The 23569-nt window shown below is 59.9% G+C and carries 18 protein-coding genes; 7 read left to right on the top strand and 11 right to left on the bottom strand.

Annotated features, from left to right (window positions below):
• Positions 1 to 57 precede the first annotated feature (57 nt).
• Both ACQ4WO_RS25525 and ACQ4WO_RS25520 read right to left on the bottom strand, forming a co-directional pair.
• The gene (locus tag ACQ4WO_RS25525) at positions 58 to 2796 is read right to left on the bottom strand and encodes a TonB-dependent receptor (protein ID WP_436483778.1); all 2739 of its coding nucleotides are present in this window, start codon (positions 2794 to 2796) and stop codon (positions 58 to 60) included.
• A 520-nt stretch (positions 2797 to 3316) separates the two neighbouring features.
• Complete coding sequence (locus ACQ4WO_RS25520; RefSeq protein WP_034781194.1) at positions 3317 to 3802, bottom strand: asparaginase domain-containing protein; 486 nt, start codon at positions 3800 to 3802, stop codon at positions 3317 to 3319.
• A 179-nt stretch (positions 3803 to 3981) separates the two neighbouring features.
• Between ACQ4WO_RS25520 and ACQ4WO_RS25515 the strand changes: the two genes are divergently transcribed.
• On the top strand, positions 3982 to 4755 hold the full coding sequence (locus ACQ4WO_RS25515; protein WP_436483777.1) for an L-asparaginase: 774 nt from the start codon (positions 3982 to 3984) through the stop codon (positions 4753 to 4755).
• On the opposite strand, the gene ACQ4WO_RS25510 is transcribed toward ACQ4WO_RS25515, so the two are convergent.
• Positions 4743 to 5756, bottom strand: a complete 1014-nt coding sequence (locus tag ACQ4WO_RS25510) for a D-2-hydroxyacid dehydrogenase family protein (RefSeq protein WP_436483776.1) — start codon at positions 5754 to 5756, stop codon at positions 4743 to 4745. The two genes, ACQ4WO_RS25515 and ACQ4WO_RS25510, sit on opposite strands and share 13 nt — an antisense overlap.
• Before the next feature lie 357 nt (positions 5757 to 6113).
• Here ACQ4WO_RS25510 and ACQ4WO_RS25505 point away from each other — a divergent pair, with 357 nt between their 5' ends.
• Positions 6114 to 7985 (top strand): phosphoenolpyruvate carboxykinase (GTP), encoded by a 1872-nt coding sequence (locus tag ACQ4WO_RS25505; protein ID WP_436483775.1) that lies wholly within the window; start codon positions 6114 to 6116, stop codon positions 7983 to 7985.
• Positions 7986 to 8260: 275 nt separating this feature from the next.
• On the opposite strand, the gene uvrA is transcribed toward ACQ4WO_RS25505, so the two are convergent.
• On the bottom strand, positions 8261 to 11110 hold the full coding sequence (uvrA, locus tag ACQ4WO_RS25500; RefSeq protein WP_436483774.1) for an excinuclease ABC subunit UvrA: 2850 nt from the start codon (positions 11108 to 11110) through the stop codon (positions 8261 to 8263).
• A 380-nt stretch (positions 11111 to 11490) separates the two neighbouring features.
• Between uvrA and ssb the strand changes: the two genes are divergently transcribed.
• Together ssb and ACQ4WO_RS25490 are read left to right on the top strand one after the other, a co-directional pair.
• Positions 11491 to 12006, top strand: a complete 516-nt coding sequence (ssb, locus tag ACQ4WO_RS25495; RefSeq protein ID WP_034754418.1) for a single-stranded DNA-binding protein — start codon at positions 11491 to 11493, stop codon at positions 12004 to 12006.
• Positions 12007 to 12199: 193 nt separating this feature from the next.
• Positions 12200 to 12682 carry a DUF1203 domain-containing protein gene (locus tag ACQ4WO_RS25490; protein WP_436483773.1) on the top strand — a complete coding sequence of 161 codons (483 nt, stop codon included), beginning with the start codon at positions 12200 to 12202 and terminating at the stop codon, positions 12680 to 12682.
• Here the strand turns inward: ACQ4WO_RS25490 and ACQ4WO_RS25485 are convergent.
• On the bottom strand, positions 12679 to 13095 hold the full coding sequence (locus ACQ4WO_RS25485) for a hypothetical protein (RefSeq protein ID WP_436483772.1): 417 nt from the start codon (positions 13093 to 13095) through the stop codon (positions 12679 to 12681). The two genes, ACQ4WO_RS25490 and ACQ4WO_RS25485, sit on opposite strands and share 4 nt — an antisense overlap.
• A 233-nt stretch (positions 13096 to 13328) precedes the next feature.
• On the opposite strand from ACQ4WO_RS25485, the gene ACQ4WO_RS25480 reads away from it, so the two are divergent.
• Both ACQ4WO_RS25480 and ACQ4WO_RS25475 read left to right on the top strand, forming a co-directional pair.
• On the top strand, positions 13329 to 14108 hold the full coding sequence (locus ACQ4WO_RS25480; RefSeq protein ID WP_034754412.1) for an acetoin reductase: 780 nt from the start codon (positions 13329 to 13331) through the stop codon (positions 14106 to 14108).
• A 148-nt stretch (positions 14109 to 14256) separates the two neighbouring features.
• Positions 14257 to 14763 (top strand): GNAT family N-acetyltransferase, encoded by a 507-nt coding sequence (locus tag ACQ4WO_RS25475; RefSeq protein WP_436483771.1) that lies wholly within the window; start codon positions 14257 to 14259, stop codon positions 14761 to 14763.
• 6 nt (positions 14764 to 14769) lie between these two features.
• Here ACQ4WO_RS25475 and ACQ4WO_RS25470 read toward each other — a convergent pair whose 3' ends face one another.
• A complete protein-coding gene (locus tag ACQ4WO_RS25470) occupies positions 14770 to 15618 on the bottom strand; it encodes a porin family protein (protein ID WP_436483770.1) in 849 nt (282 codons plus the stop codon).
• Between the two features lie 215 nt (positions 15619 to 15833).
• Between ACQ4WO_RS25470 and ACQ4WO_RS25465 the strand changes: the two genes are divergently transcribed.
• A complete protein-coding gene (locus ACQ4WO_RS25465) occupies positions 15834 to 16577 on the top strand; it encodes a metallophosphoesterase family protein (RefSeq protein ID WP_436483769.1) in 744 nt (247 codons plus the stop codon).
• 5 nt (positions 16578 to 16582) lie between these two features.
• Here ACQ4WO_RS25465 and ACQ4WO_RS25460 read toward each other — a convergent pair whose 3' ends face one another.
• The 5 genes from ACQ4WO_RS25460 to ACQ4WO_RS25440 form a co-directional block, all read right to left on the bottom strand.
• On the bottom strand, positions 16583 to 17212 hold the full coding sequence (locus ACQ4WO_RS25460; protein ID WP_436483768.1) for a hypothetical protein: 630 nt from the start codon (positions 17210 to 17212) through the stop codon (positions 16583 to 16585).
• Between the two features lie 90 nt (positions 17213 to 17302).
• Positions 17303 to 18646: a sigma-54-dependent transcriptional regulator gene (locus ACQ4WO_RS25455; RefSeq protein ID WP_436483767.1), complete on the bottom strand. Its 1344-nt coding sequence runs from the start codon at positions 18644 to 18646 to the stop codon at positions 17303 to 17305.
• Complete coding sequence (locus ACQ4WO_RS25450; protein ID WP_436483766.1) at positions 18639 to 20549, bottom strand: sensor histidine kinase; 1911 nt, start codon at positions 20547 to 20549, stop codon at positions 18639 to 18641. Before ACQ4WO_RS25450 ends, ACQ4WO_RS25455 begins: the two co-directional genes overlap by 8 nt.
• Positions 20550 to 20784: 235 nt before the next feature.
• A complete protein-coding gene (locus ACQ4WO_RS25445) occupies positions 20785 to 21777 on the bottom strand; it encodes a porin (RefSeq protein WP_436483765.1) in 993 nt (330 codons plus the stop codon).
• A gap of 108 nt (positions 21778 to 21885) precedes the next feature.
• Entirely contained in the window at positions 21886 to 23199 is a 1314-nt protein-coding gene (locus ACQ4WO_RS25440) for a dicarboxylate/amino acid:cation symporter (RefSeq protein ID WP_436483764.1), read from the bottom strand.
• Positions 23200 to 23569 lie beyond the last annotated feature (370 nt).

Below are 23569 nucleotides of genomic sequence, written 5' to 3'. Positions count from 1 at the left end.
AAAGGGCCTTGCAGTTGCAAGGCCCTTCGCCACTCAGTTCAGATTTACAGAATCAACTTAGAACTTGATTTGGCCCGTAATGTAGAACGAACGCATCATTGGATCGGCGTAGCGTGGGTCGAAGCCAACCTGGTGGCCCGACGACGTGCGCAGGGACAATGGTGGTGCGCGGTCAAACAGGTTCTTGATACCAGCGCGGATCGACTTCTTGCTGTCGAACACATAACGACCTTGCCAGTCGATGGTGGTGTACGAAGGCACGGCCAGACGGATCTTCTCCAGTTGTTTGGTCGCAGCATCCATTACCTCGGCCGAAGCGTCGGTATAGCCGTTACGGTAGCTGATGATGACGCTGTTAGTCAGCTTGCCCGATTCCAGGCTCAGGTTCAGCTTGGCCAGGTTACGGAACGTGACTGCATCGGTGATACCGAAGTAGTTCATGTTGGTCGTCCACTGGTCCTTGGTGCCTGGCACGGTGTAGTCGGCTTTGAGCATATGGGTGCCGCTCAGGTTCGCCGTGAAGTTGCCGAAATCAAAACGTTTGCGTGCCGTCATGTCCCAGTCGATACCACGGTTATGCGTTTGGCCGATGTTCAGCGACAGCGACTTGAATGCATAGTAGGTATTGCCGGTCGATGGTTCGGTGTAGGTGCCGAACAGGTCGCGGTACAGACTTGGGTTGTTGAAGGCCTGGGATTCGCTCACTGCCGAAACCGCGTCGGTGATCTTTACATCCCACAGGTCAGCACCGAACGAGAATGCCGAGCTTGGCTCGATACGGAAACCGACGGTGTACTGTTTCGATTTTTCTGGTTTCAGGTTTTCGTTACCACCAGCCAATTGGTTGTACTGGGTTGCTGGTGGACGGCACATGGCATCGCCTGGGAACGGGCAGTTCCATGGTTTTGCGGTGAAGCCGTTGTTGACCAGCGGCTGGCCGATGTCCAGCATGCTTGGTGCCTTGAAGCCCGTGCCGTACGAACCACGTACCAGCAATTGCTGGACTGGCTGCCAGCGTGCCGTCACTTTATAGGTGCTGGCGCTTTGGTCTTTACCGATGGATTTGTTCACTACACCGTTGTCGATTTTCGTCACGGTATCGTAACGTCCGGCCAGACTCACTTCGATCGTTTTGGTGACGGGTGCCAGCAATTCGGCAAACACACCATAGGTCTCGCGGGTCAGGTCGTAACGTGGCGACGTGTTGAAGTTGTAGATTGTGCTAGTGCTGGCACCGGCGCTTGGTGATTGCTCGTAATTGTATTCACGATAGTCGCCGCCGATACCGATGTTGGCCTTGCCGCCTGGCAGGGAGAACAGTTCACGCGAACCGTGCGCGTCGATGCCGCGCATGGTGGTCGAGGCCGTACGGATCGAACCATTGAATTGCGAGCTGTTGATCAACTTTTGCAGTTCTGGCGATGCGCTGCCAGCTGGCAGGAACGGGTTGAACAGCGGGTTGCTTTGCATGGCGACGAAGTCGGCGTTCTTGGCGTAACCGCCAACATAACGCTCGTCGATCGCGTTTTGCGACCAGGTCAAGGCCGATTCCACGTTCCACTCGCCTACTTCGCCCTCTACGCCGACGACGAAGTGCTTGGTGTCGGTGATGGTGTTGCTGGCGCGGGTGCCCCAGTCGACCATGCGATAGTTGGCGGTGACGGTTTTGATGTCCGCTTGCTGAGCTGGCGTCAGGCTAGGCTTGACGTAGGTGTTGTACAGGGCGCTGTCTTTGGCGATCGTGATCGGCACCGGGTTGGCGGCGATACGCGCGGTCAGGTCATAGCGCGACAGGGCAACTTCGGCAAACGCATTCAGGTTTTCCGTCAGTTTGTAGGTGCCGCGTGCGAACAGGCTGTCGCGTTTCGATTCTGGAACGATTTCAACCGTCGAGCCGCCATCGAAGCCGCAAGCCTGGTTATTGTTTGCCATGACGAAATTGTTTGGTGCGCAACCTTCTTTGTGCGCTGCCAGATACGGGCTGAAAGTGATGGGCAGCGTGTTCTTATCCTTGAACGCCACCGTGGCATTGGCTGGAGCCGTCGAGGAGCTGGTACGGTCGTAGATATAGTTCTTGCCACCGTAGCTGACAGGAATGTACGACGAACGGGCGAACTTGCGGTCCGTTGCTTTCAGTTTCGATTGCTCATCGTGGCGGTACGATACCAGCACGTTGAAGCGGTCTTCGTCCAGATCGCCGAAACCGTAGGTGACGTTGGTGTTCCAGGCGTTGCCGCCTTTATCTTCCGGGCCGCCGTAGGTTGCTTCCAGGGTGCCGCCTTGGACATTTTTCTTCAGAATGAAGTTGATCACGCCGGCAATGGCGTCCGAGCCATACAGGGCCGAAGCGCCGTCGGTCAGGATCTCGACGCGCTCAACCGCGCTCATCGGAATGGCGTTCAGGTTGACGGAGGTACCCGAGCCTTGTGGCGCGATGCGGCGGCCGTTCAGCAGAACCAGGGTGTAGCTTTCGCCGATGTCATGGATCGACGCGCTGGTGCGGCCACCCGAGTTGGAACCGGCGGCAACTGCGCCGATGGTGAAACCTTGCATTGCTGGCAGGCTTTGTACCAGATCAGCAACGGTGGTGGCGCCAGTACGGGCGATCGCTTCTTGCGACAGGCGCTGTACAGGCAAGGCGCCTTCCACAGCGATACGTTTGATACTCGAACCGGTAATTTCAACTTTTTGAATTGCTTCGTCCGCCATGGATTGGCCAGAGAACAAGACGCTACCTGCCAGTACGGTCAGGGCCAGGCGTACGCTGCGCACGCCAATTTTTTCTTTGAATGCCATTATAACAATTACTCCGTAGTAGTTTTAATAACGACAAGCAGTACACGAGCACGTATCAAACCATCGGATAGATGGCCAGCGGCGGCGTGTACGGTAGGCGGAACCACGTCTGTGGGAGGTGGAAGACTACTTAGCGCAATATTGTTATAAATGCACTTCTTACTTGTCGAGGCAAACATTATGTCGTCTCAGCAAGAAAAAATGCACCTCAACCGTGTCGGATTTGGCAATAAATTATGGATACAGAAGAATATTTAATTTAAATGTTAAATTACAGTCTTATATTTATTAATATCGTCGTTTTTAAAAATGATCAATGGTGTTTTTTTACAACATAAAATTATTCTATTGGCAATTCGATGTTTTACCTATAATAATTCGAGAAAAACTGTTGCTTTGCAGAATTTATGAAAGGTAAAAAAACGTAAAAAAAGCCCGTTAAAACGGGCTGGTCGAATTGTGACAGAGTGTCAGTCAGACCGTGTGCCGGTCTGCTTGCCGGGCCCCGTCTGCCAAAGGCTTACAAGGGTTGGAACACGCCGGCGGCGCGGTTCTTTTGTACATTGTCCCAGGCGAAGATCTGGCCATTCATGGCCACGTAGACGCCGGCTGGCAAGGTTTGCGCCACGCCACAGGCAAAGCCCAAGTTGAACAGGGCATCGGAGTTGTCGATTTCGTAGGGGATCATGGCGCCCGTCAAAATCACCGTTTGCTGCAGGTTTGCCGCGCCCAGCACTTGCGCCGTTTCGCGCATGGTGTCGGTGCCGTGGATGATGACGATGGCTTTTTCCTGTGCCGCGCGGCACGAGGCCAGTACGCGCTGGCGGTCCGCATCCTGCATGTCGAGCGAGTCGAGCAGTGGCAGTTGCTCCAGTGCTACGGGCGCCGTCATGCGCGCACGGGCAATCGCTGCCGGCAAATGACTGTCGGAAAAGCCCAAGGTACCGTTCAATTCGTTGTAGTGCTTGTCGAAAGTGCCGCCGGTGGCGAGTATGCGCAAAGTCATGATGTGGTCACGATGTCAGTGGAGAATGACGCGCATGATAGCGTGGATTGGCAGCGTTGCGTGAGTGCGGCCGCAGATGGGGGAGCGTGCCTGCCACCCTGCTAATGCGCCGCATCTGGAAAATTTGCCCATCTGTGAGTACACTGGTTTCTTTGTTTGCCTGCCACCCCCGACTCCGTATGAAAGCGCTCGCTCCAGGTACCGTCATTTTTCACCGCCACCGCGGTTACGGGGTGATCACGTCCGTCAATCTGCTGACGGGCTGGATCGCCGCCCGTTTCGGCAGCGAAGCGCGGACCCTGGACCTGAACCTGTCGACCGACGACGTGCAGTTCGCCGATGGCGAAGCGATCCTGTTTCGCCGCGCGCCGCCGGACCGCATGCCGCACGCGCGCCTGATGGCCATGGTGCGCGAACTGCACCAGGCAGGCTATCAAAAACTGTATCTGTATTCCTGGCCCAAGCCGTCCGGCCTGCACTGGCGCTGGCATTTGTTTACGGGGCCGCGCGACTGGATGCAGCGGCCCTGGCGCGAGGGCTGGTATGGCTCGGGTGCCGATTACAACGTCAACCCCGTGATGGGCTGGGGCGATTCCCCGGGCGCCACCACTGGCGAGCTGATCGATGCCTTGGCCCGTTTCGATCCGCAGGGGCTGGCGCAGGCGCTGGGCCGCGACGACGACCATAGCGAGTGGTTTGGCCGCGTCTGCGACGCTTTATTGCCCAATTACATGTACAGCCTGGATATGCAGCGCACCGCAGGCGAGCCCTTGCCCGACATGCCGCCCGTGCCGGTCGTCGCCGTGCGCGCTGGCGTGGCGCCATATGCAGGCCCTCAGATTGCCTGGCCGCCCGGCTGGGCCGGGCTGTGGCGTGGCCGGCACGTGCTGCCGGCGCCCGCCATCCGCATCACGGGCGAGCCGGATCTGTTGAAAGGCTTTCAGCGCTCCTGAGGGACTTGCCGCGCGTGCTGCAACACCTCGGGATTGAGCAGGCGCGTGCATTGACCTTGTGTAAAATCGATGATGTTTTGCAAGGCGTAGCGGAAATACAGTTCATAGCTGTCACGTTCGACGTAGCCCAAGTGGGGCGTGGCCAGCACGTTTGGCAACTGCTGTAGTGGCGAGCCTGGCGGCAGCGGCTCGTCCGTAAACACGTCCAGCGCGGCGGCGCCCGGGCGCCCCTGCGGCAGGGCCGCTTCCAGCGCGCCATCGGCCACCAGCTCGGCGCGGCTGGTGTTGACGAACAGGGAAGTCGGTTTCATGCGCGCCAGGTCCTCACTAGTTACCAGGCCCCGCGTCTTGTCGGACAGGCGCAGGTGCAAGGTCAATACGTCGGCTTGCTCGAAGAAGGCCTCTCGCGACTCTGCCGCCGTATCGCCAGCCGCCACGGCCGCCGCGCGGCTCGCTTCGCTGCCCCACACGAGGATACTCATGCCGAAGGCGCGGCCATAGCCGGCAATCAGTTGCCCGATTTTGCCGTAGCCCCAGATCGCCAGGGTGCGCCCTTTCAATACCGTACCGAGCGTGTTGCGCGCTGGTTCCAGCGACGACGTCTGCCACAGTCCCTCTTGCAAATGTTGCGCGTACGGCACGATCTTGCGCTGCGCCGCCATGATCAGCGCCCACGTCAGTTCGGCTGGCGCCGTAGGCGAGCCCATGCCTTCCGCAATGGCGATGCCCAACTCGGTGGCAGCCGCCACATCGATGTGGCCGCTGACCTTGCCCGTTTGCGAAATCAGTTTCAGATTCGGCAGTTTCGACAGCAAGGCCCGGTTGAAACTGCTGCGTTCGCGGATCAGTACCAGCGCGTCGAACGGCGCCAGGCGGATCGCCAGCTGACCCAGGCCCCGCGCCGTATTGCTGAACACTTTGACCTCGTGGCCGTCGAGCAACCGGAAACAATCGAGGCCGCGCACGGCATCCTGGTAATCATCGAGTATGGCAATTTTCATGGTGGATGGCCGATTTTAGTGAGGATTTGGTAGGGAAATAACAGGATACGGGAAATGCTGAATAGCCTACTACATTAGTCAAGCTATTCTCCTACATTTTTGCGAGAATAGCTGTGACGCGGGTGTACAATCGCCGGCACTTTTGCAGCTTCCTGATTATAGTGATAGCGCAAACTGTTCCTGCAGCCCGGGAGCATGATCCAGGTAAATGCCGCCGACGCGAGCGCCGCGGCGGACACGACACCAGAGCCCTGCCCGCGTGAACACGCCGCCCGCAGTGAGCCGCAGCCACCTCTCAACGATGCTGCCTGTCTTGCCGGAACGACCAGAATTTCTTTTATTGGTATTGGAGGTAATATGAATCAGCCCGTCATGGGTGGCGTCGCCGCACTCAACGTTCCAGCTTATATTAAACAACAGAAACTGATCAACTGGGTGGCCGACATTGCCGCGCTCACCAAGCCAGACCGCATTTACTGGTGCGATGGTTCGCAAGAAGAGTACGAGCGCCTGTGCGCCGAAATGGTTGCCAGCGGCACCATGAAAAAGCTCAATGCCGACAAGCGCCCGAATTCCTACCTGGCCTGCTCCGACCCGAGCGACGTGGCCCGCGTCGAAGACCGCACATATATCTGCTCGGCAACGAAAGAGGCGGCCGGCCCGACGAATAACTGGACCGAGCCTGGCGAAATGCGCCACACCCTGAACGGCCTGTTCGATGGCTGCATGCGCGGCCGCACCATGTACGTCGTGCCATTTTCGATGGGCCCGCTGGGCTCGCCAATCGCGCACATCGGCGTGGAACTGTCCGACTCGCCTTACGTCGCCGTCAACATGAAGATCATGACCCGCATGGGCCGTGCCGTGTACGACGTGCTGGGCACCGATGGCGCATTCGTTCCATGCGTGCACAGCGTGGGCGCACCGCTGGCTGCCGGCCAGGCCGACGTGAAATGGCCGTGCAACAGCACCAAGTACATCGTGCATTTCCCGGAAACGCGCGAAATCTGGTCCTTCGGTTCCGGCTATGGCGGCAACGCCTTGCTGGGCAAGAAATGTTTCGCCCTGCGCATCGCCTCGAACATGGGTTACCAGGAAGCGCAAGCATCGGACAACAACCCGGGCTGGCTGGCCGAACACATGCTGATCCTCGGCGTGGAATCGCCGGAAGGCAAGAAGCATTATGTGGCGGCAGCGTTCCCATCGGCTTGTGGCAAGACCAACTTCGCCATGCTGATCCCGCCGGCAAGCTTTAACGGCTGGAAAGTGACCACCATCGGCGACGATATCGCGTGGATCAAGCCGGGCAAGGATGGCCGTCTGTACGCGATCAACCCGGAAGCCGGCTACTTCGGCGTGGCGCCGGGCACCAACGAAAAAACCAATTACAACTGCATGGCGTCCATGCGCGACAACACGATTTTCACCAACGTGGCGCTGACCGACGATGGCGATGTCTGGTGGGAAGGCTTGACCAAGGAAGCGCCTAGCCATTTGATCGACTGGCAGGGGAAGGACTGGACGCCAGCGTCCGGCACCAAGGCGGCGCACCCGAACGCCCGCTTTACGGTGGCGGCGACGCAAAACCCGGTCATTGATGCCGCCTGGGACGATCCGGCCGGCGTGCCGATCTCGGCCTTCATCTTCGGCGGCCGTCGCTCGACCACCGTGCCGCTGGTCACGGAAGCGCGCAACTGGGTCGAAGGCGTCTACATGGCCGCCACCATGGGCTCGGAAACGACGGCCGCGGCAGTGGGCCAGATGGGCGTCGTGCGCCGCGATCCATTTGCCATGTTGCCATTTATCGGCTATAACATGAGCGATTACTTCCAGCACTGGCTGGACATGGGCGTCAAGGTGGGCAAAGTCAACCCGGCCGCCTTGCCGAAGATCTATTGCGTCAACTGGTTCCGTACGGACGAGGCTGGCAAGTTCGTCTGGCCTGGCTTTGGCGACAATATGCGCGTGCTCAAATGGATGCTGGACCGCATCGAAGGCAAGGCCGGCGGCGTGGAAAACCTGTTCGGCACGACGCCGCAGTATGGCGACCTGAACTGGGATGGCTTGCCATTCACGCAAGAACAGTTCGACACCATCACCTCGATCGACAAGGCCGCGTGGGTGGAAGAATTGAAATTGCATACGGAGTTGTTTGAAAAACTCGCGTATCATCTGCCGCAGGAATTGGCAGACAACAAGGCTGCGCTGGAAAAGCGGCTGGGTGCGTAACTAAGTTAGCGTAAAGCGGCATCTGACAAGCGTAGCGAGCGGCAGTGATTTGTGGCTAAGAAGCGCAACCGTGCTGAAGCACGGTGAGCATCGCAGGCCGCAAAGCGCGCCGCGCAGTAGCTTGTCAGGTGTTGAGAGTTGTAGTGGGGGAGAAACACGCCGGCAAAGACCGGCGTGCGATAAATGACACGCCGGCAATGACTGGGGTGCTATCAAAAGAGAAACGGCGCGGATTGCATGAGCAATCCGCGCCGTTTTTTATTGCGCTGCCGTCGTTATTGCTTGAGCAGCGGCCCCAGGTACTTGCCCGTCACGCTGGCCGGGTTCAGGGACACGTCTTCCGGCGTGCCCGTGGCGATGATCTGGCCGCCGCCGGCGCCGCCTTCCGGACCCAGGTCGACGATCCAGTCGGCCGTCTTGATGACGTCGAGGTTGTGCTCGATGATCACCAGAGTGTTGCCCTGGTCGCGCAGGCGGTGGATGACTTTCAGCAGCAAGTCGATATCGTGGAAGTGCAAGCCCGTCGTCGGTTCATCGAGGATGTACAGGGTGCGGCCCGTGTCGCGCTTGGACAGTTCCAGCGACAATTTCACGCGCTGCGCCTCGCCGCCGGACAGGGTGGTGGCGCTCTGGCCCAGCTTGATGTAGCCGAGGCCCACGTCGAGCAGGGTTTGCAGCTTGCGCGCGATCAAGGGGACGGGCTTGAAGAATTCATGCGCTTCTTCCACCGTCATGCCCAGCACTTCCGTGATGTTCTTACCCTTGTATTGCACTTCCAGGGTTTCGCGGTTGTAGCGCTTGCCGTGGCACACATCGCACGGGACGTAGACGTCGGGCAAGAAATGCATTTCGACCTTGATCACGCCATCGCCCTGGCACGCTTCGCAGCGTCCGCCCTTCACGTTGAACGAGAAGCGGCCAGCGCTGTAGCCGCGTTCCTTGGCCGTCGGCACAGTGGAGAACAAGTCGCGGATCGGCGTAAACAAGCCCGTGTACGTGGCGGGGTTCGAGCGCGGCGTGCGGCCGATCGGCGCCTGGTCGACGGAAATGACCTTGTCGAAGTGTTCCAGACCGCTGATCGACTCGTGCGGCGCCGGTTCCGTCTGCGAACCATACAAATGGCGCGACAGGGCCGGATACAGGGTATCGTTGACCAGCGACGACTTGCCTGAACCGGACACGCCCGTCACGCACGTCATCAAGCCCACCGGCAAGCTCAGCGATACCTTTTTCAGGTTGTTGCCCGTCGCGCCAGTAATGATCAGCTGCTTTTCCGGATTGCTGGCGTGGCGCTTGGCTGGCACGGCGATTTTCAGCTTGCCGTTCAGGTATTGCGCCGTCAGCGATTTCTTGTTCTTGAGAATGTCGGGCAGGGTGCCTTCGGCGATGATCTCGCCGCCGTGCACGCCCGCGCCGATGCCCATGTCGACAATGTAGTCGGCCGTACGGATGGCGTCTTCGTCATGCTCGACCACCAGCACGCTGTTGCCGATGTCGCGCAAGTGTTTCAAGGTTTCGATCAGGCGGTCATTATCGCGCTGGTGCAAGCCGATCGACGGTTCATCGAGCACATACATGACGCCCGTCAAACCGGAGCCGATTTGCGACGCCAGGCGGATACGTTGTGCTTCGCCGCCGGACAGCGTGTCGGCGCTGCGGTCCAGCGACAGGTAGTCGAGGCCCACATTGTTGAGGAATTTCAGGCGCGAAATGATTTCCTTGACCACGCGGTCGGCGATCTCTTTCTTGGCGCCCGTCAGTTTCAGCTTTTCAAAAAATTCCAGGGTTTCGCGCAGCGGTTTTTCCGCCACTTCATAGATCGCGCGCTGCTGCTTGCCCGTGCCGACCTTGACGAAGCGCGCTTCCACGCGCAGCCGCGCGCCATCGCATGAGGGGCAGCATTTTTCATTGATGAACTTGGCCAGTTCTTCCTTGACGGCCATCGAATCCGTCTCGCGGTAGCGGCGCTGCAGATTGTTGACCACGCCTTCGAACGTGTGTTCCTTGATGACGGTGCGGCCCCGTTCGTTGACATAAGTAAACGGGATCACTTGCTTGCCGGAACCGTACAGCACGGCTTGTTGTGAATTCAAGTCCAGCTGTTCGAACGGCATGTCCAGGTCGAACTCGTAATACGCGGCCAGGTTCGACAGCATCTGGAAGTAAAACTGGTTGCGGCGGTCCCAGCCCTTGACGGCGCCCGAAGCGAGCGACAGGTTCGGGAACGCGACGATGCGCTTCGGGTCAAAGAATTCAATGTGTCCCAGGCCGTCGCATTCGGGGCAGGCGCCCATCGGGTTGTTGAACGAGAACAGACGCGGTTCCAGTTCCTGCAGGGAATAGCCGCACACATTGCAGGCGAACTTGTTGGAATACACGTGCTCCTGGGCCGTATCCATTTCGTAGGCAATGGCGCGGCCATCGGCCAGGCGCAGGGCCGTCTCGAAACTTTCCGCCAGGCGCTGCTTGATCTCCTGGTTCACCTTGACCCGGTCGATGACGACGTCGATCGTGTGTTTTTCCGTTTTCTTCAGTTTCGGCAGGTCGTCGACTTCATAGATCTTGGCCGCATGCGTGCCGCTCTGTACGCGAAAGCGCACGAAGCCCTGCGCCTGCATCTGCTCGAACAGGTCCACGTGTTCGCCCTTGCGGTTGGCAACGACGGGCGCAAGTATCATCAGCTTGGTGTCTTCCGGCATGGCCAGCACGGCATCGACCATTTGCGACACGGATTGCGCGGCCAGCGCGTTTTCCGGATGGTCGGGGCAGTAGGGCGTGCCCACGCGCGCATACAGCAGGCGCAGATAATCGTGAATTTCCGTCACGGTGCCCACGGTCGAGCGCGGATTGTGCGACGTTGCCTTCTGTTCGATGGAGATGGCCGGCGATAAGCCTTCGATCAGGTCGACGTCGGGCTTTTCCATCAATTGCAAAAACTGGCGCGCATAGGCCGACAGCGACTCGACATAGCGGCGTTGGCCTTCCGCGTACAAGGTGTCGAAGGCCAGCGAGGATTTGCCGGAGCCGGACAAGCCGGTAATCACGATCAGCTTATTGCGCGGCAAATCGAGATTGATATTCTTGAGGTTATGCGTGCGAGCGCCGCGAATGCGGATCTGTTCCATGTGATTGCCTTGCTTTCAGTGAGTGGTGCGGCCGGCGCATTTGCCTGGGGGCGGATGAGGAGCCACAACGGGTCAACCTGTAACTATAGCCGGGTTTTGCTCTGCATGCCTGAGGCGTCCATGGGCGGATTGCGCCGCCGGGCGAACGTGCCCTGACAAAGTTTGATGCAGATGCGTACTGACGTTTGAATACTGTATATAATACCAGTATTCAAGTTCCTTGTTTTCCCCTGCCGTGAAAAAAACGTGCTGCCGCACGGGAGATGGCGTCCGCCAGAAAGCGGGTGCTTTGCGCCGCGTGGTCGCTTATAATCCTCGTTTAGTACACTAAACTAACGCGCGGGACACCGGCTCCCGCTGCAGTTCATCAGGAGTTATTCATGGCATCAGTCAACAAAGTCATCATCGTCGGCAATCTGGGCCGTGACCCGGAAATCCGCTACATGCCTAGCGGCGACGCGATCGCCAACATCGCCGTGGCCACTTCGTACAAATCGAAGGACCGCAACACGGGCGAACAAAAAGAATTGACAGAGTGGCACCGTATCTCGTTCTTCGGCCGCCTGGCGGAAATCGTCGGCCAATACCTGAAAAAAGGTTCGTCCGTCTACGTCGAAGGCCGTCTGCAAACCCGTAAATACACGGACAAGGACGGCGTCGAGAAGTACGCAACCGACATCATCGCGGAACAGATGCAAATGCTGGGCGGCCGTTCCGGCATGGGCGGCGACGCCGGCGGTGGCGATGACAGCTACGGTGGTGGCGGTGGCGGCGGCTACGACGCCCCGGCCCCGCGCCAGGCGCCAGCCCCGCGTCCAGCTCCGGCTCCGGCGCCACGCCCGGCACCGAAACCAGCCCCGAACTTCTCGGATATGGATGACGACATCCCGTTCTAAGCACGCTGTTCTGACGCCTGCCGTCAGACACTGCGGATAAAGAGCCTGCTTCCTCCGTGAAGCAGGCTTTTTTTATGCGCAGGGGCGCTAGAAGGCGATCCGGGGCGCATGATCACATTCCATAGCAAGAAGCGGATGGCGGCGCCGTCTCCATGCTGGTCTGATGGTGGTTTTGACGACGCCGGAGAACAGCATGGATTTTCGTATTACGGGCTTGTCGCCCGAACCTTTTCTGCCCTTTTTTTCCTTGTCCGATGCCGAGTTAACGGCGCTCGGCATGCGGCGCCAGGTGGTCGACCAACACCCCGGATTTCCTGACCGCGTAGCGCTGGTGGACGCCGAACTGGGCGAGACCGTGCTGTTATTGAATCATGTGTGCCAGCCCGCCATGACGCCTTACCGGGCTTCCCACGCCATTTTTGTCCGCGAGGGCGCCATGCAAGCGTACGATGCCGTCAACCAGGTGCCGGAATCGATGCGGCTGCGCCTGTTGTCGCTGCGCGCCTATGCTGCCGATGGCATGATGCTCGATGCCGACGTGGTGGACGGCACTGCCATGGAAGCCCTCATTGAACGACTATTTGCCAATGCGGACGTCAGTTATATTCATGTTCACAATGCCAAGCGGGGCTGTTACGCGGGCCGTATCGACCGCGTCGGCTGCTCTCTTGCTTAATCGCGCAAGCCCGTCTCCAGGCTGTAGCTGGCCACGGCATTCCTGCGCGCAGCGTTGCGCATCAGGTAAACCTGTACCGTGTACTCGCCATCGGCCGGCAGTTTTGCCAGGTAGCTGTTGCCGCCGGATGAACCGATGAACAGGGCTTCATCCTGGCCTGGCTGGCGGATGTTGAAGTAATTCGACGGTTGATTGGTCTTGAGCTTGACGCTGAGGGTTTGGCCGGCCTTGCCTGTTACCGTGTATTCGGCTGTGGCATAGCCCTTGATCTTGCCTTTCACGCTGTGCACGGTTTTTCCTGCCGTCAGTTCCACTGTTTCCTTGTGGACCGGGTCGGCGCTCCAGGCGGGCGTGGTGAAAACGAGGGCCGCCAGCAGCAGGCTGGTGCGGATGGGCCGGTGGCGATGCGGCATGGGGACGTCCTTTGAAGTGGTGCCAGCGCGCTCGCCGGCGATGCTGGCCATGTTACGCCAGGTGCCGCCATTGGCCAGTACGGCAGCGCTCGCATAGCGTGTGCCGGTGCATTTTTTTTCCTCCTTTCTTGACCTGTGCGCTTTTTCCGGGCGCGCACGTTTCAAGGCGCGGAAAAAGACGAAATTCAGGTAGGCTGAAGCGTCTCTTCTCACTACTCTGAAAGGAACGCAGCATGGGTATTTCCGGTAAAGTCGCGCTCGTCACGGGGGCCGCGCAAGGTATCGGCAAGGCCATCGCCTTGCGCCTGGCCAAGGATGGCGCCGATATCGCGCTGGTGGATCTGAACCAGGAAAAGCTCGACACGGCCGCCGCCGAAGTGCGCGCGCTGGGCCGCCGCGCCGTCACTTTTATTGCCGACGTGTCGCAGCTCGCTCAGGTCACCGAAGCGGTGGCGTTTGCCGAGCAGGAACTGGGCGGCTTCGACATCATCGTCAACAACGCCGGCATCGCGCAAGTGCAGCCGCTGCTCGACGTGACGCCGGAAGAGGTCGACCGCATCATGCGCATCAATGTGCAAGGGACGCTCTGGGGCATCCAGGCGGCCGCCAAGACCTTCAAAAAGCGAAAGCAGAAGGGCAAGATCATCAATGCCTGCTCCATCGCCGGGCATGACGGTTTTGCCTTGCTGGGCGTGTACTCGGCCACCAAGTTTGCCGTGCGCGCGCTGACGCAGGCGGCGGCCAAGGAACTGGCGGCCGATGGCATCACCGTCAACGCGTATTGCCCTGGCGTCGTCGGCACGGACATGTGGACCGAGATCGACAAGCGCATGGCCGAAGTAACGGGCGCCGAGCTGGGCGCGACGTATAAAAAATATGTGGACGGCATCGCGCTGGGACGCGCCGAGACGCCGGACGACGTGGCAGGGCTCGTCTCTTTCTTGGCCGGGCCCGATGCCGATTACATGACGGGGCAGGCGCCGCTGATCGATGGGGGATTGGTGTACCGTTGATGCCGTGAACGGGGATGCAGCGGGCCGTCCTTGCCCTGCAGATAGCGTTTCACTGTCCTCTTCTGGGCTTCCTCGCCAGGGAGGAGGGAGGAGGGACGTGGTGCTACACTCGCCATTTCAGCGACGCCATGCGGCGGAAAGACGGACCATGCCGGTATTCCAGAACATGACATTACGCGCCGTTGCACCCGGTGAAGAAAGGGCGCTGGCGCAGCTGTTCCAGCTGTACTGTTACGACAACGCCGCCTGGAGCGGCGAAGACGTGCTGGCCGATGGCCGCTACGACGTGTGCGATGCCGGGTTGGCCGAGTATGTGCATGCGCCCGGACATACGGCCGTCTGGATCGAGGTCGATGGTGCGCTGGCCGGCTTTTTCATCACCGAGCCCGGCATGGCGGGCAAGCTGCCGGTGCAGGAGTTCAGCGATATCTTTATTTTGAATAAGTACCGGCGCCGGGGTTTGGCGCTGGAAGTGGTCCGGCGCGTGCTGCTGGGCAGCGAGCAAACGTGGATGGTGGCGACGTTCCGCGCCGATGCCGCCGCCTGCGCGTTCTGGCGGCAAGCGTTTGCGCGCCTGCCGTTTGCCAGGGTCGAGGCGTACGACGATCCGCACTTGCCGCAGTTTCAGCTGTCTTTGCTGAGACCGGCGGCTTGAACTGGATTAGAAGCGTACTTTCACATACGCCGACGGTCCCGTCAGGCGGATGTTCAGGTCTGCAGCGCGTTCGCTGTCGCGGTGCAGCTTGATTTTCGAGATGCCGTAATCGGCCACGAAACCGATATTCTTGAACGGGAACCATTCCACGCCGACATTCCCGCCGTAGATGTGACCGTTGATGCGTCCGCCGTTTTTCTTGATGCCCGACGCTTCCGCGTACATGCGCAAGTCCGGCGTGAAGGCATGGCGCCAGCCCACTTCCAGCAGCGGTGCAAACGCGTGCTCGCCGATGGAATCGCGCGCCGTGGCCGTTTCGCCATTGACGACGCCGGTGGCCGTGCCTTTCAGGTTGGCATGGTAGTAGGCGGCGCCCAGGCCGATGCCAAAGGTGTCGTTGCCGCTGCCGAGCCACCATTTATACGCCAACTTGGCCAGGTCCAGCTTCAGATCGGCATTCGCCGTGGCCGTGCCCGTCACGGGCTGGCCATTGATGATGGTTTCGCCCGTCAAGGTGGGCGTGTAGGATTTGTCGTAGCGGTAGTAATCGAAGGCCAGGCCATGACGGTCGCCGATCAGCAAGTCCGCTTTTACGCGGGGAATCGTGGTGTGTCCAGGCTTCGATTCGGGCGCGTCGATGCGGCCAAATTGCGTGTCGGCGCCGATATTGATGCGCGGATCGGCGGAAAAGGCGCCTACTGAAATGCTGACACGATCCAGGGTGGGCGACGGCTCGGCCCGCGCCGTGGCGGCCGCCGTGGCGATGCCCAGCACGCCCAGCATCATGACGCCGCGCAAGGCGAGGTGGTGCGGGCGTGGTGGGGACAGGCGGGTGGACACGGACATGGCAGACATGGAGCAACTCCTCAAAATAAAGTGAAAACTGCCGCGACCCTTTGGGCGGCAGTGCAATGAGGAAATGGTAGCAATTGTTACTTTTAACTTACGTAGCCGCACGGCGCAAATTGCCGTCGGACTTGTCCTACCGCGTGTAACAGCTGGTACACACACCAGCATTGCCTGCAACGGCAGACGCGGGCAGAATGGTCTACACAAGGAGGAGACACCGCATGAGAATCGCTGCCATATCCGATATTCACGGCAACCTCGAAGCGCTTGACGCCGTGCTGGCCGACATCGCCCGGCGTGGCGTGGACGTGACCGTCAACCTTGGCGATATCGTCTCGGGCCATCTGCAGCCGCGCGCCACGGCGGCGCGCCTGATGGCGCTCGGCCTGCCCACCATCCGCGGCAACCACGAGCGCCAGTTGCTGGGCGATCCGGCCCGCATGGGTGTGTCGGATGCCTATGCGCGGGCGCAACTGCTGCCGGAACAACTGGACTGGATTGCGGCGCTGCCCGCCACCTTGCGCCTGCGGCATGATGTGCTGCTCGTGCATGGCACGCCCGCCAGCGACCTCGTGTATTTTCTCGACAGCGTCACACCGCAAGGCAGCCGCGCCGCCACGCCGCAAGAAGTGGCCGAACGCGCCGGCGAGACGGACGCCGCGCTGACCCTGTGCGGCCACACGCACATGCCGCGCCAGGTACGCCTGGATGATGGGCGGCTGATCGTCAACCCGGGCAGCGTCGGCTTGCAGGCCTACGACGACGATCATGGTTATCCGCACGTGATGGAAAACGGCACACCGCACGCACGCTATGCGATTGCCGAACAAGAAACCGATGGCCGCTGGACGGCGCAGTTATACGCCGTGGAATATGACTGGGAAAAGGCGGCCCGGCTGGCGCTGGCCAACGGCCGGCCCGACTGGGCCACGCCCTTGCGCACGGGATTCGTCGGCGCCGCCTGAATTGCTTAGCAGCTCGGTGCGCGCGTGACGGGAACGGGCGTCAGTTCCGTCTTGCCGTCCTTGGCGACTATCCGGTTGATGCTGATGCTGCAGTACTTGCCTTCCCACGAGAACGCCGCTTCGTAATCTTCGCCGGCGCGCGGCGTGAAGGTGATGTCGCCACTGCAGCTGGGCGACACGGTGTCATAGTTGATGCCGTTGACCACATAAAATGGCGAAACGTCCCGGAAGCCGATACGCAGGCTGCTGGGCTTGTCGGCGGGAACTTCATATTCGCGGAAATAGGCTTTCGAGAAAATCCCATCCTTGCGCGACAGGTTTTTCGACGTTTCCGTCTCCGCGATGCCCAGGCTGGTATTGCTGACACTGCCGATCAGGGAGCCGAAGGCGGAACCCATGCCGCCACTGGCCTTTTCCGCGCCATCGCTGAACATGCCGCGGATGCAGCTGCTGTCGCGGTACAGGAAGGCCGTGGCGCCATTCTGGCCGAACAGGCGCAGGCGGCTGATAGTCGATGTTGCCGGCGCGCTGGCCGCTTCGGCGGCGGCAGCTGCGGGGGCTTCGGTGGTGACGGCATCCTGGGCAAAACCGGAGGCACTGAGTAGCAGGGAAAACAGGGCGGCAGGATTTTTCATTGTGAATTTTAAATTATCAAAAAGAAACAATATATGCCATTTGGCAATATATTGCTGCTCTTTTTGATAAGTTTGCCACCGTGCCGCTCCTTAGCGGAACTCTTCCGCCACCAGGTTGTACTTCTGCATCTTGTGGTACAAGGTCTGTTTCGGCAAGCCGAGCACCGCACTCGCTTCGCTGACGTTGCCCGCATAGGCGCGCAGTTCCTGCTCAATCAATGCGCGTTCGAAGCCGTTCACTTGCTCCGCCAGCGACAAGGGGCTGGCCTGGCCGCTCGCCAGCAGGCTCGAGGCGCCACCGGCGATGCCGAGCACGAAGCGGTCGGCGATATTGCGCAGTTCGCGCACATTGCCGGGCCAGGAATGGGCCATCAGGTTGCGCATCTGCGCGCTCGAGACGACGGGCGCGGCGCGGTTGTAGCGGGCGGCGGCGGCCAGCACGAAGTGTTCGAACAGGATGGGAATATCCTCGCGCCGTTCGCGCAGCGGCGGCAGGTGCAGCACGATCAGATTCAAGCGGTAGTACAGGTCGCTGCGGAATTTTTGCTGCTGCGACAAGTCTTCCAGGTCCAGCTTGGCCGCCGCGATGACGCGCACGTCGACGGGCGTGGCCACGTTCGAACCGAGCCGTTCGATATAGCGTTCCTGCAGCACGCGCAGCAATTTCACTTGCAGGGACAGGGGCAGCGATTCGATCTCATCGAGGAAGAAAGTGCCCTGGTCCGCGTGCTCGATCTTGCCCACCTGCCGCTTGGCCGCGCCCGTAAACGCGCCCGGTTCGTGGCCGAAGACTTCGCTTTCGAATATGCTTTCAGGAATCGCGCCGCAGTTGACGGCGACAAAGTTGTGCTTGCGGCGGTGGCTGAAGTCATGCAGGCAGCGGGCCACCATTTCCTTGCCCGTGCCCGTGTCGCCATAGATCAGCACGTCAGCAGGTTCGTCGGCGACGTCGAGTATCAAGCGCCGTATGTCGCGCATCGCCACGGAATTGCCCAATAAGCGCGCTTCGATGCCGCCGCCGTCCTCGAGCTGGCGGCGCAGGCTGTGCACTTCCAGGGTCAGGCGCCGGGTTTCCAGCGCGCGCAGGATGACGTCGACCAGCTGGTCGGACGAATACGGTTTTTCGATGAAATCGTAGGCGCCCGTGCGCATGGCATGCACGGCCATGGTGATGTCGCCATGGCCCGTGACGAGGATCACGGGCAGGTTGGCATCGAGCGTCTTGACCGCTTGCAGCAATTCCAGGCCGCTCATGCCGGGCAGGCGCACGTCGCTCACGACGATGCCGGGGAAATCGGGCGTCAGCAGTTTATAGGCCAGCTCGGCCGAGTGAAAGGCCAGCACGTCCAGGCCGGCCAGTTGCAATGCCTGCTCGCTGCCTTCGCGTACGGTGGGGTCGTCTTCGACCAGCAAGACCTTCAAGCCGTCAAACATGTTTTTCCTCCTGCGTTGCAATCTGTAGTTCGATGGTGAAGATGGCGCCGCCGCCGGGGGCGTTTTCGGCGCGCAGCAAGCCGCCGAACTGGCGCGTGATCTGTTCGGAAATGGCCAGTCCCAAGCCCAGTCCCAGTCCTTGCGGTTTTGTCGTGAAGAACGGTTCGAACAGGTGTTCATACACTTCCGTCGACAGGCCCGGCCCCGTGTCGGCCACATGGATCAGTACGTGTTCGGGCGTGCATTCGACGGACACGCGCAGGCTGCGCACGTCGCTGCCATTCATGGCGTCAAGCGCATTGGCGTACAGATTCACCAGCACCTGTTCCAGGCGGTTGCTTTCGCACATGGCGAAGATATCTTCGGGCGGCAGTTGCAAAGTAAAACGCACATTTTCCACCTGCAGCCGCCGTTCGACGAGGAACAGGGCATTGCTGATCGCTGTGGGGATCGACACGGAGGTCAGGCTGGTCGTCGACTTGCGCGCAAAAATCTTCAATTGGCCCGTAATGGTCCCCATCCTGGCCGCAATTTGCGAGATCTTCGCCAGGTTGCGCCGCGCATCGTCGAGCCGTCCCCGCTCGAGCAGGATGACGGCGTTGTCGGACATGGTGCGCAGCGCCGTCAGTGGCTGGTTCAGTTCATGCGTGATGCTGGCCGACATTTGCCCCAGCACGGCCATCTTGCCGGCCTGAAACAGTTCATTTTGCGTGATGTGCAGCTTTTGCTCGGCCTTGCTGCGCACGTCGATTTCCTGGCTCAGGCTTTGCGTCATGGCATTGAGTTCCGACGTGCGTTCCTCGACCATGGCTTCCAGGTTGTCATAGGCATGCTGCAGATCTTCGCGGGCGCGCAATTTTTGCGCCACGGCCGCGCGGCGCTGGCGCAGGTAAAAGAACAGCAGCATGAAAAAGCCCAGCAGCACGCACGAGAACGCTGCCGCCGCGCGTGCGCTGGCCTTGGCCTGGGCCAGGTCGGACAAATAAATGAAAGTCCAGCCTTGCGGCGACTTGAGTTTGATCTGCGTCATGACGCTGGAGCTGATCTTCGGCGGCGTGTCGGCGTGTTCCTGCTCGCGCACGCTGATCACGCGGGCGCCATTGCCCAGTTGGCGGTCGGAAACGAAAGGGATGGCGGCCAGCTGCTTCGAATAGTACTGGCGCGTGCGGTTGAGTTCTTCGACGATGGCGGGCGACAGCGGCGCCAGGGTCTTGTATTTCCAGTCCGCCATGGAGCTGAGGAAGATGACGCCGTGCTCGTCTGCCAGCATGACCTTGTCGGCGCCTTGCACCCAGCGTTTTTCCAGCGTTTCCAGGTTCACCTTCACCGTTGCCAGGCCCAGCATGTGGCCATTCTGGTAGATGCCGTGGGCAAAGAAGTAACCGGGTTCCAGCCGTGTCGTACCGACGCCATAGAAGCGGCCTGGCGTGCCGCGCAGCGCGTCCTGGGCGTAGGGGCGGAATGAAATGTTGTCGCCAATAAAGCTGTCAGGCTGCTGCCAGTTGCTGGCGGCCCGCGTGTTGCCGTCGAGGTTGCTGATGAAAATCGTCGACGATTTCGCCTGGGCATTCATCTGCTCGAGATAATGGTTGACCGTATCGACCAGTACCGGATCTTCGGGGTGCTGCAGCAGACGGATCACGTCGCGGTTCAGCTCCAGGGTCTTGGGCAGGAAGTCGTATTTCTCCAGCGCATTTTCAAGGCTGCTGACATACACCTCCAGGCGCTGCGCGCCACTGGCCTGCAGCTTGCCGATGGCGATACGTTCGGTCCAGAAATACACGAGCCAGACGGTGGCCAGGCAGGCGGCCAGCACCACGCCCCAGGCCAGCGTTTCGCGGCCCGACCGTTGCGACAGGCGCTGGCGCCAGGAAAGGGAAGGTTTGGTAGTACTGCTATTCATAAAATCAGCTGCCAACTTGCAAGAACCCACAGTATCGCATTTAAATATTGCGTAAAAAGAAAAAGCCGCCGGATATGCATCCGGCGGCCCACACTTCTATTTTACGGACATCTCAACGTCCGACAAAATCGCAGCGAGCGGCAGTGATTTGTGGCCGAGAAGCGCAACCGTACTTTAGTACGGTGAGCATCGCCGGCCGCAAAGCGCGCCGCGCAGTAGATTTTGGCCGACGTCCTTAGAACGTATGGCGCATACCTAAGTTGAAACCGCTGTTACCGGTACCATCATCCGTGGCGTTGCCGACGGTGTAGGTAGCGCCGTTCTTGTTGCTGATGTGGCCGTAACCGGTGTACAGGTCGCTGCGCTTGGACAGGGCGTAGAACGCGCCGATGGCCCACTGCTGGGCATCACGGTTGGCATTGCTCTTGTCGTTGTGGCGGATGTACGACGCGACCAGCTTGGTGGCGCCGAACGGTGCGCTGAAGCCGACCAGGATGTCATTGCTCTTGCTGTTGTCGAGGGCGCGGTTGTCGGCGTAGCCGAAGTTAGCTTGCACCACGCCAAAGTCGTAGCGCGTGGCCAGCAGGGTGTTGCGCGTTTGCTGGGTCGCCAGCGCATTTTCCTGGCGGTGATGCGTCAGGGTCACGTTCAGCGGGCCGTCGATGTAATGCACGGCGCCGCCCATGCTGCGGTTTTTCGAATTGTCGCCGGCGACTTCGCCAAAACCATACGCCAGGTCGGCCGACAGCTTGCTCCAAGTCGGCGTGGTGTATTGCACCATGTTGTCGACGCGGTAATTCGTCGCCATCAGATTCGATGCCGTGCCGGCCAGGCCGATGACGAACGGATCGGCCACGTCGCGCAGGGCCAGGTAGTACGGCGAATATTGGCGGCCCAGGGTGAGGGCGCCGGCGCTGCCGGTCAGGCCGACATATGCCTGGCGGCCGAACAGCCGGCCGCCCTGGCCCGAGGTACCGGTATCGATATTGAAACCGCTTTCCAGCACGAAGGTAGCGGCCAGGCCGCCGCCCAGGTCTTCCTTGCCTTTGAATCCGATGCGCGAGCCCGAGGCGACGCCGGAAGCGACGCGGTTCAGGCGGTCTCCGGCCGCATCCTTGTCGAATACCAGCCCGGCGTCAGCCACGCCGTAGACGGTCACGCTCGATTGGGCCATGGCGCCGCTGGAGGCTGCGCCGAGGGTCAGCAGGGTAAACAGGACTTTTTTCATGAAAATCTCTCTAATAAGTTGGAATGACTACTGATCGCACTACCTGACTGCTTGTTACTCAACATGGACAACAAATAAATGGCCCGCTTGTGGCGGGCCATGGCGCTATCAGGCTTTGCTAGCGTGATCCGCTTCACCCCAATGGCTTTCCGTGTTCTGGCTGGCCGCGTTGGCCGCGGCTGCTTCTTCCTCGGTGGCCAGGCCACCTTCCCACTTGGCGACGACAGCCGTGGCGACGGCATTGCCGACCGCGTTGGTGGCCGAACGGCCCATGTCGAGGAATTGGTCGACGCCCATCAGCAGCAGCAAGCCCGCTTCCGGAATATTGAACTGGTTCAGGGTAGCGGCAATCACCACCAGCGAGGCGCGCGGTACGCCGGCCATGCCTTTCGAGGTCAGCATCAGCAGCAGCAGCATGGTGATCTGCGTGCCGATCGACAGGTCGATACCGTAGGCTTGCGCGATGAACAGCACGGCAAAGGTGCAGTACATCATCGAGCCATCGAGGTTGAAGGAGTAGCCCATCGGCAGCACGAAGCTGGAAATCTTGCGGTCCACGCCGAACTGATCGAGTGCCGTCAGCAGTTTTGGATAGGCCGCTTCCGAGCTGGCCGTCGAGAATGCCAGCAGGAATGGTTCGCGGATCAGGCCGACCAGTTTGAAGATGCGCGGACCGATGACGATGAAGCCTGCGCCGATCAGCAGTGCCCACAGGCACATCAGGCCCAGGTAGAAGCCACCCATGAACTTGGCAAACGTGACCAGCACGCCGAGGCCGTGCGTGGTGATAACGGAAGCCATCGCGGCGAACACGGCCAGTGGGGCCAGGTTCATGATGGTGCCGGTGATGCGCAGCATGACTTGTGCCAGCTGGTCGACGACGGCCGTCAGGGTCTTGCCCGATTCGCCCAGGCCGGCCAGTGCGCCGCCGAAGAAGATCGAGAACACCAGCACTTGCAGGATTTCATTGTTGGCCATGGCCTCGATCGGCGACTTCGGCACCAGGTGCGTGAAGAAATCTTTCAAGGTGAAGGCGGCCGTTTTCAAATTCGTCGAAGCGTGTACGTCCGGCAATGGCAAGCCGAGGTTGGTACCCAGCTGCATCAGGTTCGACAGCACCATGCCCAGCGCCAGCGAAACCAGCGAGGCAACGACGAACCAGCACATGGCTTTCAGGCCGATGCGGCCGGCCGTCTTGCCGTCGCCCATGTGGGCGATGCCGACCGTCAGGGTCGAGAACACCAGCAGCGCAATGATCATCTTGATCAGGCGCAGGAAGACGTCGGTGACGATGGAAATATTGCCAGCGATCTGAGCGCTGAGCTTGGCATCAGGGAAAGCGGTGTTGCATCCATAGCCGACAATAATGCCGAGGACCATGGCAATCAGGATGTACAGGGTTAATGGCCGTTTCTTTTTCATGTTGACTCCTCCGGTGAAACGCCGCTGTGAGCGGATTATTGATAGCGAGCAACTCAAGCTTGGAGTCAATATTTCTCAAAAACAAGCCCTTGCGTGCCAGCGATTATTTGCAGCAAAACCTGTACATAGCAAAGGATATGCCTGAAATTGGAATTTGGGATCTAACTTCTTAAGTTGTTGATTTAAAGTAGCTTTTTTGTTGTCAGGATGTCGCAACTTTGCACGCTTGCGCGAAATATTGGACGCACAAGCGCATCGCTGTATGACTTTTCATACGCTAGTCGCGGCGGGGCGGCGGTGCGCCAAAAAGGCAAGATTATCAGGACAATAAAAAAGCCCCTCCGAAGAGGGGCTTAATGTGGTGCAATGC

The organism is Janthinobacterium aestuarii (genome assembly GCF_051380835.1).
Classification (GTDB): Bacteria; Pseudomonadota; Gammaproteobacteria; order Burkholderiales; family Burkholderiaceae_D; genus Janthinobacterium; species Janthinobacterium aestuarii.
The sequence above is the reverse complement of the archived record's forward strand: the minus strand, read 5'-3'. Positions and strand labels throughout refer to the sequence as shown.